General features: G+C 72.8%; 12 protein-coding genes and 1 riboswitch. Of the genes, 5 read left to right on the top strand and 7 right to left on the bottom strand.

The genetic code is table 11. From position 1 onward, the window contains the following. Nucleotides 1-75 precede the first annotated feature (75 nt). Genes AB0M80_RS04690 through AB0M80_RS04680 form a run of 3 tightly spaced genes read left to right on the top strand, consistent with a single transcriptional unit; the run spans nucleotide 76 to nucleotide 3,016 of the window. Nucleotides 76-1,170 (top strand): sigma-E factor regulatory protein RseB domain-containing protein, encoded by a 1,095-nt coding sequence (locus tag AB0M80_RS04690; RefSeq protein WP_364558886.1) that lies wholly within the window; start codon nucleotides 76-78, stop codon nucleotides 1,168-1,170. Further along, nucleotides 1,167-2,141, top strand: a complete 975-nt coding sequence (locus AB0M80_RS04685) for an ABC transporter ATP-binding protein (protein ID WP_364558883.1) — start codon at nucleotides 1,167-1,169, stop codon at nucleotides 2,139-2,141. Before AB0M80_RS04690 ends, AB0M80_RS04685 begins: the two co-directional genes overlap by 4 nt. Next, entirely contained in the window at nucleotides 2,138-3,016 is an 879-nt protein-coding gene (locus tag AB0M80_RS04680) for an ABC transporter permease subunit (RefSeq protein WP_364558880.1), read from the top strand. The genes AB0M80_RS04685 and AB0M80_RS04680 overlap by 4 nt, the downstream gene beginning before the upstream one ends. Before the next feature lie 18 nt (nucleotides 3,017-3,034). Here the strand turns inward: AB0M80_RS04680 and AB0M80_RS04675 are convergent, their stop codons facing one another. From AB0M80_RS04675 to AB0M80_RS04665, 3 genes are all read right to left on the bottom strand, one after another. Continuing rightward, nucleotides 3,035-4,042 (bottom strand): ABC transporter ATP-binding protein, encoded by a 1,008-nt coding sequence (locus tag AB0M80_RS04675; RefSeq protein WP_364558878.1) that lies wholly within the window; start codon nucleotides 4,040-4,042, stop codon nucleotides 3,035-3,037. Then, nucleotides 4,042-5,604, bottom strand: a complete 1,563-nt coding sequence (locus AB0M80_RS04670) for an iron ABC transporter permease (RefSeq protein ID WP_364560320.1) — start codon at nucleotides 5,602-5,604, stop codon at nucleotides 4,042-4,044. Before AB0M80_RS04670 ends, AB0M80_RS04675 begins: the two co-directional genes overlap by 1 nt. A 161-nt stretch (nucleotides 5,605-5,765) precedes the next feature. After that, entirely contained in the window at nucleotides 5,766-6,815 is a 1,050-nt protein-coding gene (locus tag AB0M80_RS04665; protein WP_364558876.1) for a thiamine ABC transporter substrate-binding protein, read from the bottom strand. Nucleotides 6,816-6,836: 21 nt separating this feature from the next. After that, a riboswitch (TPP riboswitch) is annotated at nucleotides 6,837-6,943 on the bottom strand. Nucleotides 6,944-6,975: 32 nt separating this feature from the next. Here AB0M80_RS04665 and AB0M80_RS04660 point away from each other — a divergent pair. After that, complete coding sequence (locus AB0M80_RS04660) at nucleotides 6,976-7,260, top strand: 4a-hydroxytetrahydrobiopterin dehydratase (RefSeq protein ID WP_364558873.1); 285 nt, start codon at nucleotides 6,976-6,978, stop codon at nucleotides 7,258-7,260. 444 nt (nucleotides 7,261-7,704) lie between these two features. On the opposite strand, the gene ychF is transcribed toward AB0M80_RS04660, so the two are convergent. Next, nucleotides 7,705-8,787, bottom strand: a complete 1,083-nt coding sequence (ychF, locus tag AB0M80_RS04655; RefSeq protein WP_364558870.1) for a redox-regulated ATPase YchF — start codon at nucleotides 8,785-8,787, stop codon at nucleotides 7,705-7,707. A gap of 102 nt (nucleotides 8,788-8,889) precedes the next feature. Between ychF and AB0M80_RS04650 the strand changes: the two genes are divergently transcribed. Beyond that, nucleotides 8,890-10,287 carry an AlkA N-terminal domain-containing protein gene (locus AB0M80_RS04650; RefSeq protein WP_364558867.1) on the top strand — a complete coding sequence of 466 codons (1,398 nt, stop codon included), beginning with the start codon at nucleotides 8,890-8,892 and terminating at the stop codon, nucleotides 10,285-10,287. On the opposite strand, the gene AB0M80_RS04645 is transcribed toward AB0M80_RS04650, so the two are convergent. Genes AB0M80_RS04645 through AB0M80_RS04635 form a run of 3 tightly spaced genes read right to left on the bottom strand, consistent with a single transcriptional unit; the run spans nucleotide 10,284 to nucleotide 14,596 of the window. Continuing rightward, a complete protein-coding gene (locus AB0M80_RS04645; RefSeq protein WP_364558864.1) occupies nucleotides 10,284-10,475 on the bottom strand; it encodes a DUF1737 domain-containing protein in 192 nt (63 codons plus the stop codon). The genes AB0M80_RS04650 and AB0M80_RS04645 overlap by 4 nt on opposite strands. A gap of 21 nt (nucleotides 10,476-10,496) precedes the next feature. Then, entirely contained in the window at nucleotides 10,497-13,448 is a 2,952-nt protein-coding gene (locus tag AB0M80_RS04640) for an SMC family ATPase (RefSeq protein WP_364558862.1), read from the bottom strand. Then, complete coding sequence (locus AB0M80_RS04635; RefSeq protein WP_364558859.1) at nucleotides 13,445-14,596, bottom strand: exonuclease SbcCD subunit D; 1,152 nt, start codon at nucleotides 14,594-14,596, stop codon at nucleotides 13,445-13,447. Before AB0M80_RS04635 ends, AB0M80_RS04640 begins: the two co-directional genes overlap by 4 nt. Nucleotides 14,597-14,630: the final 34 nt, after the last annotated feature.

The following is a 14,630-nucleotide window of genomic DNA, read 5'->3' as shown; positions in this document are numbered from 1 at the left end:
TCAGTCTCGAGAGGGAAGCGTCGGTGTCAGGGAGCCGGGCACACTCGAGTCCGGGAACACCACAGGGAGAGACGCATGAAACCGAAGACGAAGGGCATCACCGCCGCGGTCCTCGGCACCGCGCTCGGTGCCGGCGGGCTCGCGTTCGTCGCGATGCCGGCCAGCGCCGACGACAAGCCGGCGTTGCCGCAGGTGAGCGCCGAGGACCTGGTGCAGTCGGTGGTCAAGGCGAAGCCGGGTGCGTTCGACGGCACGCTGAAGGTGAGCAACGACCTGGGCCTGCCCGCGATCGGGAACGCGGTGCCGGGCGCGTCGGCGCTGAACATGGATTCGGCGCACATCTTCACCGACGGCGCGGGCAAGAGCCGGCTGGCCGTCACGCAGGGTGCGAGCCAGGAGACCGTGGTCCACGACGGCACGACCGTCTGGGACTACAGCTCCAAGACGAACACCGCGACCAAGGTGACCATCCCGGCCGACGTGGCCCAGCAGAAGGGCGCGGGCAGCGAAAAGACGCCCGACCCCGTCACGGCTTCGACCGAACTGCTCGCGAAGGTCCGCGAGAGCAGCACGGTGTCGGTCGACGGCACCGCGACCGTCGCCGGCCGCCCGGCCTACGAGCTGGTCCTGACGCCGAAGCCGACCGAGCGGACGCTGCTGCGCGAAATCCGCGTCGCGGTCGACTCGCAGACGCGGCTGCCGCTGCGGGTCGCGGTGCTGAGCAACGGCACGGCGACGCCGGCGCTCGAGGTGGCGTTCACCGAAATCGAGTTCACCCAGCAGCCGGCCGACCTCTTCACCTTCACCCCGCCGAAGGGCGCCAAGGTGCAGGAGAAGACGCCGACGGTCGACCAGGAGCACAAGGACCTGGCCGAGCAGGCCAAGCAGGACGTCAAGGTCGTCGGCGACGGCTGGGACACCGTCGTCACCGGCAAGGTCCCGGCGGACGCGCTGAACGCGGCGCCGAAGCAGCAGCAGTCCGGCCGCGAGGGCCGCAACGCCGACCCGAAGGCGCTGCTCGAGCGGTTCGCCAAGAAGGTCAACGGTGCCTGGGGCAGCGGCTACCTCGTCACCACGAAGGTGGGCAGCGCGGTGCTGACCGACGACGGCCGGTTCGCCGCCGGTGCGGTGCCGGAGCAGGTCCTCTACGAAGCGCTGGGTCAGAAGTGACCAGCACGGCCCTTCAGTCCGGGACGGACGTCTCTTCGGAGACGTCCGCCCCGGCGGTCCCGCTCGCCGCGCGCACCCGGGGTCTGCGCAAGGTCTACGGCAGCACGGTCGCGGTGGACCACGTCGACCTCGACATCCCCGCAGGCTCCGTGGTCGGGATGCTCGGGCCGAACGGCTCGGGCAAGACGACCACCATCCGGATGCTGCTCGGGCTGGTCCGGCCGACCGAGGGCGAGGTCGAGCTGCTCGGCAGGCCGATGCCGGACGCCGCCGCGCACGCGCTGCCGGACGTCGGCGCGCTGGTCGAGGGGCCGGGCTTCCACCCGTTCCTGTCCGGGCGCGACAACCTGCTGCGCTTCGCCGCGGCGGAACCGCGGCTGGCCTCGGCGGGGATTCCGGTCGCGGTGGACACGGCGCTGGAGCGCGTCGGGCTGACCGGGGCGGCGAGGCGGCGGTACAAGGGCTATTCGCTCGGCATGAAGCAGCGGCTGGGGCTCGCTTCGGCGTTGCTCGTGCCGCGGAAGATGGTCGTGCTCGACGAGCCGACCAATGGCCTCGACCCTGCTGGTACCAGGGAGATCCGCAGGATCGTCGCCGAGTTGCACGCCGAGGGCGTCACCGTGCTGGTGTCGTCGCACCTGCTGGCCGAGGTCGAGGCGACGTGCACGCACGTGGCCGTGCTGCAGGCGGGCAACGTCGTCGCGCAGGGCGAGCTGGCGGAGCTGCTGGAGTCCGGGAACGCGGCCCTGCTGGTCCGCACGCCGGACGCCGAACAGGCGATGGAAGTGCTGCGGGAGAACCGGATCGGCGCGCGGCTCACGCCGGACGGCGTCCGGGCGGACCTGACGGCGGCGGAGGCCCCGCGGGTGCTGCAGGTCCTGGTGGGCGCGGGGGTCGCGGTCCACGAGGCGACGCGGGCCCGCACCGGGCTGGAAGACCTGTTCGCGCGGCTGACGGAGGGGGCGGAATGACGGCGGTCCTCGAAGCACCGGCGGCCCGCACGGGCCACGACACGGTGCCCTTGACCCGGCTGCTGGCCGCGGAGCTGCGCTGGATCTTCCGGCGGCCGCGGACGTTGGCCGTGCTCGGGCTCCTGGCGCTGATCCCGGTGGTGATCGGCATCGGGCTCACGTTGGTGGACGACAACCCGTCGGGGGGCGGCGGCCCGGACGACGGCGGCGGAGCGCTGCTGGCGTCCGCGGTCAACAACGCGTTCGTGCTGCCGATCGCGGCGATCGTGATGTCGCTGGCGCTGCTGCTGCCACTGGCCTCGGCCATGGCCGGCGCGGACGCGATCGCGGGCGAGACGGCCCACGGCACGCTGCGCGGCTGGCTGATCGCCCCGGTGGGGCGGGGCCGGCTGCTGGCGGTGAAGGCGTTCGGCGTCGCGACGGTGTCGGTGGTTTCGGTGCTGGCCATGTGCGTGACGGGCGTGGTGACCGGGCTGATCATCAACGGCACGGATTCGCTGTTCACGTTGTCGGGCACCACGCTGTCCTTGGGCGGCGCACTGGCCCGGCTCCTGCTGGTGGCGGGCTGGGTGGTCCTCCAGCTGTGGGCGGTCGGCGCGGTGGCGCTGGCGATCTCCAGCTGGACCGAGCACCCGATGCTGGTGGTGGCCTCGGTCCTGGCGGCCGACATCGTGTTCACCATCCTCGGGTTCCTGACCTCGCTGGACTGGCTGCACCCGTTCCTGCTGACGCAGAACTGGTCGATGGCGCCGGCCGAGGTGCTGCAGGACCCGATGGGCACGCAGATGCTCGGCGAAGGCGCGTTGCGGGCGGCCTGCTACATCGTGATCGGGCTGTCACTGGCCTACGCGCGGCTGTCCACTCGCGACGGCTGAGGTTCTTTCCGGACGGCGTCAGCCCACCAGCGCGACGCCGTCCGGGTCGAGCTCCAGCTGCACGGCGTCCCCGGCCCGCAGATCCGACGCCGCCGGGGCGACCGCGTCCACAGTGGACTCCGCGAGCTTTACCACCAGCCGCACGTGCTCCCGCCGGTGGACCGCCGCGACGACCTCGCCCGAGACGCCTTCGGCCGACACCTTCAGCGCATGCGGCCGCAGCCCGAGCCGCACCGGGCCGTCGTCGACATCCGGCATCGACACGTCGCCGAGGGACGTGCGCACCACTCCGCCCGCCGCGACTCCCTCGGCGAACGTCGTCACGCCGAGGAACTTCGCCACGTCATCGTCCGCCGGGTTGCGCCACACCCGCCGGACCGCGCCCTCCTGGCGGACCTCGCCGGCGTCGAGCACCGCCACCCGGTCGGCGAGCGTGAACGCCTCCTCTTGGTCGTGCGTCACCAGCAAAGCCGTGATCTTGCTGCGCCGCAACAGGTCCGCCAGGTCGATCGCCAGCTGCTCGCGCAACCCGGCGTCCAAACCGGACAGTGGCTCGTCGAGCAGCAGCAACCGCGGCTTCGGGGCCAGTGCCCGGGCCAGCGCCACCCGCTGCGCCTGACCGCCGGAAAGCTCCGTCACCCGCCGTCGTTCGAACCCGGAGAGCCCGACCAGCGCCAGCAGCTCGGCGACCCGCGGCGCCCACTCCGCCCGCGGGACCCCGTGCATCCGCAGGCCGAACGCGATGTTCGCGGCGACGTCGCGGTGGCCGAACAGCTGGCCGTCCTGGAACACCAGGCCGAAGCCGCGCCGGTGCACCGGGACCGCGCCGAGGTCCTCGCCGTCCCAGCTCACCGAGCCGCGCGCCGACGGCTCCAGCCCGGTGATCGCGCGCAGCAGCGTCGACTTGCCCGAGCCCGACGGGCCGAGCAGCGCCAGCACCTCGCCGTCGGCGATGTCCAGCCGGGCGTCGCGCACCGCCGCGAACGATCCGTAGTGGACCGTCAGGTCCCGTACCGAGAGCGCCATCAGAACTCTCCCACCCGGCCGCGCGCGGCCCCGAGCCGGTCGATCAGTGTGACCGCCAGCACCGTCACGAGCATCAGCAGCGCGCACGCCGCGTACGCCATCTGGTTGTTCAGCTCCCCCGGGCGTCCCATCAGCGTCGCGACCGCGACCGGCAGCGTCGGCGCCGCCGGGCGGGCCAGGAAGCTCGTCGCGCCGAATTCGCCGAGCGCCACGACGAAGCCGAACCCCGCCGCCGCGACCAGCGGCCGCAGCGTCAGCGGCAGGTCGATCTCCCGCCAGACCCGCAGCGGGCTCGCGCCGAGCGTCGCCGCGGCCTGCCGCAGCCGGACGTCGACCGAGCGCAGCACCGGCAGCACCATCCGCACGATCAGCGGGATGATCACCAGGGCCTGGGCCAGCGGCACGAGGTAGGGCGACGTCCGCAGGTCGCCGGGCAATGCGTCGAGCGTCACCAGGTAGCCGAAGCCGACGGTCACCGCGGACACCCCGAGCGGGAGCATCAGGACGGCGTCCATCGTTTCGCCCAGTCCCCGCGCGGCTCTTGCGGGCGACCGGCGCAGCACCACCAGCACCACGGACGCGAGCACGCCGACGACCATGGCGAGCAGTGTCGCGTCGATGGCCACCTTCAGCGAGTTCAGCGCGGCGTCCCAGCCGGACACCTGGAGCGCGCCCTTTTCCCCGGTGCTCGCGAGGGCCCGGTACCCGGCGAGGCTCCAGCCGTCCTCAGTGGACACCGACTCGGCGAGCAGGGCGAGGATCGGCGTCAGCAGCAGCGCGAGGACCACGCCCGCGGCGCCGACGGCCCACCACTCGCCGCCCCTCGGCCGCCGCGCTCCGCCGGAACCGGTCCTGGCGCCCTCCTTGCGCCGTCGCGCCAGCCCGCCGAGGACCAGCGCGGCGACCACTGCGGTGAACTGGATCAGCGAAAGCGCCGCCGCCCCCGAGAGGTCCAGGAGGTCGACCGTCCGCAGGTAGATCTCGGTCTCCAGGGTCCGGTAGCGGGCGCCGCCGAGGATCAGGACGACGCCGAAACTGGTGGCGCAGAACAGGAACACCACGGCCGCGGCGGACGCGATCGCGGGCGCCAGCGCGGGCAGCGTCACCGACCGGAAGGCCCGCCACGGCGACGCACCCAGCGCGCGGGCGGCGTCGGTCGTCCGCGAATCCAGCCGCGCCCACAGCCCCGCGACGGTCCGCGCGACGACGGCGACGTTGAAGAAGGCGTTGGCCAGCACGATCGGCAGCACGCCGCCGTCCGGCCACAGCGCCCGGAACGCGAGCCCGACCACCACCGTCGGCAGCACGAACGGCACGAGCACCAGCGTCCGCGCCAGGCCGACGCCGGGCAGGCGCACCCGCGCCAGCAGGAACGCCACCGGCAGCCCGGCCAGCACCGCGACCACCGTCGAGGCGGCCGCGCTCGCGACGGTGAACCCGGCCAGCTGCCAGGTCCGCGCGTCGCCGAGCACGACGTCGAGCCCGCCCGCGGCGAACCCGCGGCCGACGATGGCCAGCACCGGCCAGGCGAAGAACACCACCAGGAACCCGATCGGCGCCAGGCCGAGCAGCGCCAGCCCGACCCCGCGGGCGGTCCGCGGCGGGGCCAGGACTGGTGCTTTCCGGGGGCTCCGGGTGGCCGAGCCCCCGGCCCGAGGCGAAGCCTCGGATGTCACAGCTGCTTTCCGGGGGCTCCGGGTGGCGGAGCCCCCGGCCCCGGGCGTCACTGCACGAGCGTGCGCCATTCGCCGATCCACTTCTCACGCCCGGCCTGCACCTGGTCCGCGGGCAGCGTCTGCGGCTTCTGCGGCAGCGGCGCGACCTGCGCCCAGCCCGCGGGCAGGTCGACGCCCTGGCGCGCCGGGTAGACGTACATGTTGGCGGCGACCGTCGCCTGGAACTGCTGGGAGAGCAGGAAGTCGACGACCTTGCGCGCGTTCTCGACCTGCTTGCCGTTCGCCAGCACGCCGGCGTACTCGACCTGCCGGTAGCAGGTGTCGAGCAGCGCCTTGGTGCGCGGCTTCCCGTCGTCGCCGACCTCGGCGGCCGGCGACGACGCGTACGAGACGACGATCGGCCGCGGCCCCTTGCCGGACGAGCCGGAGAACTGCTTGGTGTAGGCCTCTTCCCAGCCGCTGACCACCTTGACGCCGTTGGCCTTGAGCTTCGTCCAGTAGTCCTTCCAGCCGGCCTCGCCGAACTTCGCGACGGTGCCGAGGAGGAACGCCAGGCCGGGCGAAGCCGTCGCCGGGTCCTCGGCGACCAGCAGGTCCTTGTACTTCGGGTCGGCCAGGTCGTCGTAGGTCGACGGCGCCGGGATCCCCTGGCTGGTGAAGTAGTTCGTGTCGACGTTGACGCAGACGTCGCCGACGTCGACCGCGGACAGCCGGTGCTCGGGGTCGACGGCGTAGCGCTGGGGCCCGCGGTCGGCCTCGGGGCTGGTGTACGGCTCGAAGACGCCCTCGCCGAGTGCCCGCGAGGCGAAGGTGGAATCGACGCCGTACGCGACGTCGCCGATCGGGTTGGCCTTCGTCAGCACGAGCTTGTTGGTCAGCGATCCGGCGTCGCCCTGCTTGAGCACGGAGATCTTGATGCCCGACTGCTTCTGGAAGGCGTCGAGCACCTCCTGCGGCGCCAGGAAGGAGTCGTGCGTCACGAGGGTGACGGTGGGCGTCTGCTGCGTGTCACCGGACCCGTCCGACAGCGAGCACGCCGTGGCGACGGCACTGACGGCGGCGATGGCCGTCGCGGCGCGAACAGCCCTGCGTTTCATCTACCCTCCTGCACTTCTCCGGACGAGGAGGGAAAGCCCTCCCATCGCCGGCATGATCCGGTCAGGTGCGAACGGTCGCGGGTGACCCGCCTCTCAGCCCGGCTGACCGGACTCCCGTGGCAACCGTGCAGCGTAGTCCAGGACGGACGACCATGGAGAGATGACGGAAATCTTGAGCGACTCCGAAGCTGATCAACGGCTGACCGCCGGCTGGACCCGCACCGGCGCGGTGATCTCGCGCGAGGTGGAGCTGGCGAGCTTCCCCCAGGCGATCGAGGTGGTGAACCGGGTAGCGGAGCTCGCCGAAGCGGCCGACCACCACCCCGACATCGACATCCGCTGGCGCACGCTGACCTTCCGGCTGAGCACGCATTCGGCGGGCGGCCTGACGGCGAAGGACTTCTCACTGGCCGCACAGATCGACGCGGTGCTCGCTGATCTGTGACCTCGGTAACGCTGAGTGCACCTTTGCCGCGGTTTGACGTCTTTCGGTTACCGGACTTTCGGGAGGGAGACGAGATGACTCAGGCAATCGTGGTCGGTACGGCGGCGTTCGCAACGATGGTGGCAGCGGCCGGAGGCGTGCTCTGGTTCACCGCCCGAAACCGCCATCACCTGGACGGCTGAGATTTCGATCACAGCTGTTAACGCGGGGCATGATCAGCGCGCTGATCCTGCGGAAGCATCGGTTCGCCCGTAGGGAACGCCCCATGAACAGCACTCTGTCCGCCGCCCAGCGCGCCTGGATCAACGCCCTCGCCCCCGCGGTGGTGTTGCTCGCCGTTCTGCTGCTGGGCGTGCTCGGCTAGGTCACGAGGCTTTCATCGGGTGCAGGACTTCCTGCGCCCGATGAAAGTGACAACCAGCGATGCACCATCACGGCGCCTGGTCAGACGTTGAAGCGGAACTCGACCACGTCGCCGTCGGCCATGGTGTAGTCCTTGCCCTCCATGCGGACCTTGCCCGCCGCGCGGGCGGCCGCCATTGAGCCCGCCTCCATCAGGTCGTTGTACGAGACGATCTCTGCCTTGATGAAGCCGCGCTCGAAGTCCGTGTGGATGACGCCCGCCGCTTGGGGGGCCGTTGCGCCCTGGGGGATCGTCCACGCGCGGGACTCCTTCGGGCCCGCCGTCAGGTACGTCTGCAGGCCGAGGGTGTGGAAGCCGGCGCGGGCCAGGGAGTACAGGCCCGGCTCCGGCTGGCCCACCGACTCGAGCAGCTCGCGCACCGACTCCTCGTCGTCCAGCTCCAGCAGCTCCGCCTCGACCTTCGCGTCGAGGAACACCGCGTCCGCGGGCGCGACCAGCTTGGTCAGCTCCTCGCGGCGGGCTTCGTCGGTGAGCACCGACTCGTCGGCGTTGAAGACGTACAGGAACGGCTTCGTCGTGAGGAGGCTCAACTCCCGCAGCGCGTCGAAGTCGACTTCCTTCTGCGCCTGGAAGAGCGTGCGCCCGGCGTCGAGGATCTCCTTCGCCTTCTGGGCGTTGTCCAGCGCGGGCTTGTTCTCCTTCTTCGTCCGCGCTTCCTTCTCCAGCCGCGGCAGCGCCTTGTCGAGGGTCTGCAGGTCGGCGAGGATCAGCTCGGTGTTGATCGTCTCGATGTCGCTCGACGGGTCGATGCGGCCGTCGACGTGCACCACGTCGGGGTCGTCGAACACACGGATGACCTGGCAGATCGCGTTGGCCTCACGGATGTTCGCCAGGAACTTGTTGCCCAGCCCGGCCCCCTCGGAGGCGCCCTTCACGATGCCCGCGATGTCCACAAAGGACACTACGGCGGGGACCGTCTTCTCCGACTTGAACAGCTCGGCCAGCTTGTCCAGCCGGGGGTCCGGCAGCGGCACGACACCGACGTTCGGCTCGATCGTCGCGAACGGGTAGTTCGCGGCGAGCACGTCGTTGCGGGTCAGCGCGTTGAACAGGGTGGACTTGCCGACGTTGGGCAGGCCGACGATACCGAGGGTAAGGCTCACGACCTCGCAGTCTACGGGTCTCCCCCGCCCCGGCCCCACGCACCCAACGCCGTGGCGGATTTCCGCCAGCGATGGCGCTGACCTGCTGGCATGCTCGGATCCATGGTCACCACCACCGAAGCGCCCGCGCTCTGGCGCGACGCCGAACGCTGCTACCGCGTGGTCACCGCCCGCGACTCGCGCTTCGACGGCCAGTTCATCATGGCGGTCCGCACCACCGGGATCTACTGCCGCCCGTCGTGCCCGGCGTCGACGCCGAAGGTGCAGAACGTCCGCTTCTACCCGACGTCGGCGGCCGCGCAGGCCAACGGCTTCCGCGCCTGCCGCCGCTGCCTGCCGGACGCCGTACCCGGCTCGCCGGACTGGAACGTGCGCGCCGACCTCGCCGCGCGGGCGATGCGCCTGATCTCCGACGGGACCGTCGAGCGCGAAGGCGTCCCGGGGCTCGCCCGGCGGCTCGGTTACTCGGAACGCCAGCTCGGCCGGGTGCTCACCGCCGAGCTCGGCGCGGGCCCGCTGGCGCTGGCCCGGGCCCACCGCGCGCATTCGGCGCGGCTGCTCATCGAGATGTCCGAGCTGCCGCTGACGGACGTCGCGTTCGCGGCCGGCTTCTCCAGCGTCCGGCAGTTCAACGAGACGATCCGCGAAGTCTTCGCGACAACGCCTTCGCAGCTTCGCGCCTTCGCGGCCTCCCGACGTGGACGGCAGAGCGATGTGACCGGAACCCGGCTCAGCCTGCGGTTGCCGTTCAGGCCGCCGTTCGACGCTGTGGGATTGCTTCGCTTTCTCGCAGCCCACGCGGTACCGGGAGTCGAGGACGTCACCGACGCCTCGTACGCCCGGACGCTGCGGCTCGCCCACGGCACCGGTGTCGTGCGGCTGACGCCGCAACCCGACCACGTGCGCTGCGAGCTGCGGCTCACCGACCTGCGCGACCTCGGCAGCGCGGTCAGCCGCGTGCGCCGGCTGCTCGACCTCGACGCCGACCCCGCGGCGGTCACCCGCGTCCTGGGCGCCGACCCGGCGCTCGCACCGGTGGTCACGGCCGCGCCGGGGATCCGGGTGCCGGGCGCCGTCGACGGCGAGGAACTGCTGCTCCGCGCCCTGCTCGAAGCGGTGCCGCCCGGCGAGGAGGTGCCGGGCGAATGGGGCGTGACGAACCTGTTCCCGGCCGCGGCCCGGATCGCGGGCGCGGGCCTCGGCGACGTCGTCACCGGGGTCGCGACGGCACTGGCCGAAGGCCGCCTCGACGTGCACGTCGGCCGGGACGCGGCCGAACTGCGGGCGGAGCTGCTGGCGTGCCCGGGCGTCGACCCGTCGACGGCGGACTACGTGCTGATGCGCGTCCTCGGCGCCCCGGACGTCCTGCTCAGCGGCGACCCCGCGGTCCGGCGCGGGGCCGAGGCGCTGGGCATCGCGCCGGACTCACTCGGCGAGCGGGCCCGGGCGTGGACGCCGTGGTGCTCCTACGCCGCGATGTACCTGCAGCGCGCGGCTTAGGCCTGTTCGCCCTGCCACAGCACGGCCTGGGCGACGATGACCTGGTTGCCGTCGAAGGTCGCCGCCGGCGAGCCGTACAGGCGGTAGCCGAGTTCCAGCGCTTCGCTGACCCGGTGGCAGAACTTCGCGTCGTCCGGGCCGGTGAGCACGCGGTAGCGGGGCAGGCCGTTCGGCGGCTGGTCGGTCATGGCTTCATCTTGCCCGGGTGATCAACCGGCGCGCACCTCCAATGTCGAGCCCGTGCGGGACTTGCGGACCCGCAGCCGGGTCGGGATGCGCTGCCGCAGCTCCTCGACGTGGGACACCAGCCCGACCACCCGCCCGCCGGCGCGGAGCTCGTCGAGGATGTTCATCACGACGTCGAGGGTTTCGGCGTCCAGCGTGCCGAAGCCCTCGTCGACGAACAGCGTGTCCAGGAGCGCGCCACCGGTCTCCCCCGCGACGACGTCGGCCAGCCCCAGCGCGAGGGCCAGCGACGCGAGGAACGACTCGCCGCCGGAGAGCGTCTTCGCCGGGCGGATGGTGCCCGAGTAGTCGTCCAGCACGTCGATGCCGAGCCCGCCGCGGGTGCCGCGTGCCCCGGCCGCGTCCGAATGCACGAAGGCGTACCGGCCCTGGCTCATCGTGCGCAGCCGGTGCGTGGCGGCGACCGCCACTTCTTCCAGCCGCGCCGCCAGCACGTACGACCGCAACGACATCTTGCGGCTGTTCTGCCCACGCCCGTTGACGACGTCCGCGAGCGCCCGCAGCTCGGCGTACTCCGCTTCGGCCGGCGCGAGCCCGGCCAGCGCCTTGCGCACCAGGCCGGCCAGCCGGGTCAGCTCCTCGTGCTGGGCGGTGGCCACCCGCAGCGCCGCGTACGCGGAATCGGCGCGCGCCCGGGCCAGCTGGGCCGCGTCGGCCGCGCGGCCGACGTCCACGACGTCGTCCGGCGAGATCCCGAACAGGTCCGGCTCGGCCAGCAACGCCCGCGCTCCCGCCGCGGCCGCCTCAGCCTCGGCGATGCCCTGCTCCAGCTTCTCGATCTGCTCGTCCGGCAGCATCGCGGCCCGCGCCTTCTTCAGCGACATGAACCCCTTCGCCGTGACCGCGGCCTCGACCAGCGCACGCTGCTCGGCCACCCGTTCCCGGGCGCCCACGACCGCCGTACGCGCCTCCGCGACCGCCTCCAGTGCCTCGGCCAGGCCGAGGAGGTGGCGCCGCCGCGCGCCGACGTCCGGGAACTCCCCCCGCCCGGCGACCAGGCGGCGTTCGCGCTCGGCCAGCCGTTCCTCCAGGGCGCGGACGTCGGTCGTGGCTTCGGTCGCCGCCTGTTCGACGTGGCGAAGACGCTCGGTGCGCGCCTCGAAGTCGCGTTCCAGCAGGACGACCTGCTGGCTCAGCTTCGCCTTCGCGGCGGCTTTTTCGTTGAGGGCCGTGACGGTGGACCGGGCTTCGGCCAGTTCGGCGGCGACCGACTCGGCCGTGCGCCCCGCCAGCCGCTCGAGCAACCCGGCCAGCCGGGCCTTCGCCTCTTCCAGCGCGACGACGACCCGCTGCCGCATCGCGTCCGCCGCCTGTTCGGCTTCTTCGGCCTGGCGCTCCTCGGCCGGGTCGACCAGCTCGACGTCCCGGGTGGCCGGCGAGGGGTGCTCGGCCGACCCGCACACCGGGCACGGTGCACCGCCGCGCAACGCGGCGGCCAGCTCGGCCGCCATCCCGTCGAGCCGCCGCTCGCGCAGGTCGAGCCGGCGCTGCCGGGCCGCCTGGTGGGCGTCGACGACCTCGCGCAGTTTCGCCTCGCCCCGCCCGACCTTCGCCTGGGCCTCGGGCAGTTCGGCGGCGTCGCGGGCGACGGCTCGCAGCTCATCCACCTTCGCCTTGGCGCCCTCGAGCTTCGCCTCGGCTTCGGCCGCTTCCAGGGCGTCCGCCCGGAATTTGGCCAGCTGGCCGGGGATCGCGGCCAGCTCGGCGGTCAGTTCCTCGGCTTGCTGCCGGGCCGTGACGGCGGCGAGCTTCCGGTCGTCCCGCCGCATGACGTCGAGCTCTTGCTGCTCGGCCTCGGCCACCAGTTCCGCGACCGCGCCCGCCTCTTCGCGCGCGGTGGCCGCCCGCGCCTTGAGATCGCCGGACGCCCGGGTGCCGAACTCGCGCAGCCGGACGCCGCGGGCCTTCTCCGCCTGTTCGGCTTCGGTCAGCTCGGCGGTCCGCCGGTCCAGCAGGTCGGCCTCCACGGCGACGCCGGCGGCCCGCCGCGCGGCCGCGACCTCCTGCGCCCACTCGGCGCGCTGCGGTGCCTGCTCGGTGATCTCGAGGAGGCGCAGGTGCGCGGTGCGGACCCGGCGGATCTTCTCCGCGCCCGCGCGTTCTTCCTGCAGGTGGACGTCCGCCCGCTGCGCGGCCGAGCGCGCCCGCTCCTCCTCGGCCGTCACCTGCCCGACCCGCTCGGCCGCGGCGGCCAGCACGGTGTCGACCCACTCGGCCACGTCCGTCTCGGGCGGGTCCTGCTGCGCCTCCTGCGCGTACCTGGCCAGCAGCTCCCGCACGTCCCGCTGCCGCGCCTCCAGCTCACGGCCGCGCTCGGCGCGCAGGTCGGCGAACCAGCGTTCGACGTCGGCGAAGCGCTCAGTGCCGAACAGCCGTTCCAGGAGCTTCTCCCGCTCGGCGGTGTCCGAACGCAGGAAGCGGGCGAACTCGCCTTGCGGCAGCAGCACCACCTGGAAGAACTGGGCCGCGGTCATCCCGAGCAGCCGCTCGACCGTGCGCGCGACCTCCTCGATCCGGATCAGGCCCTCCGGCGGCAGCCCGGCGGGCGCGGTGCCGATCCAGCTCAGCGACACCCTCGCCTGCTGGGTGGTCGTGCCCTCGCCGCGCCGCTTCGGCCGCTGGTACTCCGGGTTGCGCACGATCTTCAGCCGGTGCCGCTGCACGGTGAGCTCCAGCGCGACCTCGGTGACCTGGTCGGGCTCGGCGAGGTCGCAACGCAGCCGCTTGGCCTCGTTGCGGGCGCCGGGGACCACGCCGAACAGCGCGAACGCGATCGCGTCGAGCAGCGTCGTCTTGCCCGCGCCGGTTTCGCCGTGCAGGAGGAAGAGGCCGTCGGCGCCGAGCACGTCGAAGTCGACCACTTCGCGTGCGCAGTACGGCCCGAAGGCTTCGACCTCCAGCCTGTGCAGCCTCATTTCGCGAGGGCCCCCCGGTCGGCCGCTTCCAGGGCCTGGAACAGCAGTTGCTCTTCGCTCTCGGTCGGCGGGGCGCCGCGGCAGTCGTCGAGGAAGCTGCGCGAGACCTCGATGTCGGACCGGCCGCGGACGGCGTCGGAGTAGCGCAGCGGGGTGCCGGCGTGGCCGCCCGCGGGCTCCCACTCCAGGTGCACCGCGTACGGGAACCGCTCACGCAGCCGCCGCATCGCGTCGACCGGGCGCACCCGGTCGGTGACCGTGACCGAGAGGAAGTGGCCGAGGTAGGTGTCGTGCTCCGGGTTCTCCAGGAGGTCTTCGATCTCGCCGGTGAGCGTGGCGAGCGCTCTGGGCACGGGCAGCTCGTGGCGCCGGACCTCGGCGAGGCCGCCGGCGTCCAGGTCGACCAGCCAGACGGATTTGCGTTGGCGGGCCTCGGAAAAGGAGTACGCCAGCGGGCTGCCGGAATACCGCAGGTGCTCGGCGAGGGTCTGCGGGCCGTGCAGGTGGCCGAGCGCCACGTAGTCGACGCCGTCGAACACCGAGCCGGGCACCTGCTCGACGCCGCCGACCGCGATCGTCCGCTCGGAGTCGGTGGGTTCGCCGCCGGTGACGAACGCGTGCGCGAGCACGACCGACCGGACGCCGGGCCGGGTGCCGAGGTCCGCGCGGATCCGGCGCATGGCCTCGGTGAGCACGCCGGTGTGGCCGCGCGCCTCCGGCACGCCCAGCGCGTGGCGCGCCGGTTCCGGCTCCAGGTAAGGGATGCCGTAGACGGCGACCGGGCCGTGGCCGTCTTCCAGGAGCACCGGATCGGCCAGCCCACCGACGGTGGTGCGCAGGTGCAGGCCGCCCGCGGCGGCGAACTCCGCGAAGGCGCCGAGGCGGGGCGCCGAGTCGTGGTTGCCGGGCGTGACGATCAGCTGCGCGCCGGCCGCGCGGATCCGGGCGACGGCCGCGGTGGCCACCCGCACGGCCTCCGCCGACGGCACCGCGCGGTCGTAGATGTCGCCTGACACCAGGACGGCGTCGATCGCCTCGCCGGCCACGAGGTCGGCGAGGTGCCCGAGCACCGCTTCCTGTTCCGCGAGCAGATCGGCGCCGTGGAACGTGCGGCCGACGTGCCAGTCGGAGGTGTGCAGGAATCTCACGGTGGCCAAGGTACGACCCGGCTCCGACGAAATC

Origin of the sequence: Amycolatopsis sp. NPDC051045 (genome assembly GCF_040682955.1) — a bacterium.
GTDB lineage: Bacteria > Actinomycetota > Actinomycetes > Mycobacteriales > Pseudonocardiaceae > Amycolatopsis.
This window is presented reverse-complemented; position numbering and strand designations above follow the sequence as displayed.

Bases quoted from the DNA above. Each gene is read 5' to 3' on its own strand.
- AB0M80_RS04690 (WP_364558886.1), top strand. From the start codon at position 76: ATGAAACCGAAGACGAAGGGCATCACCGCCGCGGTCCTCGGCACCGCG.
- AB0M80_RS04680 (WP_364558880.1), top strand. From the start codon at position 2,138: ATGACGGCGGTCCTCGAAGCACCGGCGGCCCGCACGGGCCACGACACG.
- AB0M80_RS04675 (WP_364558878.1), bottom strand. From the start codon at position 4,042: ATGGCGCTCTCGGTACGGGACCTGACGGTCCACTACGGATCGTTCGCG.
- AB0M80_RS04665 (WP_364558876.1), bottom strand. From the start codon at position 6,815: ATGAAACGCAGGGCTGTTCGCGCCGCGACGGCCATCGCCGCCGTCAGT.
- AB0M80_RS04660 (WP_364558873.1), top strand. From the start codon at position 6,976: ATGACGGAAATCTTGAGCGACTCCGAAGCTGATCAACGGCTGACCGCC.
- AB0M80_RS04650 (WP_364558867.1), top strand. From the start codon at position 8,890: ATGGTCACCACCACCGAAGCGCCCGCGCTCTGGCGCGACGCCGAACGC.
- AB0M80_RS04645 (WP_364558864.1), bottom strand. From the start codon at position 10,475: ATGACCGACCAGCCGCCGAACGGCCTGCCCCGCTACCGCGTGCTCACC.
- AB0M80_RS04640 (WP_364558862.1), bottom strand. From the start codon at position 13,448: ATGAGGCTGCACAGGCTGGAGGTCGAAGCCTTCGGGCCGTACTGCGCA.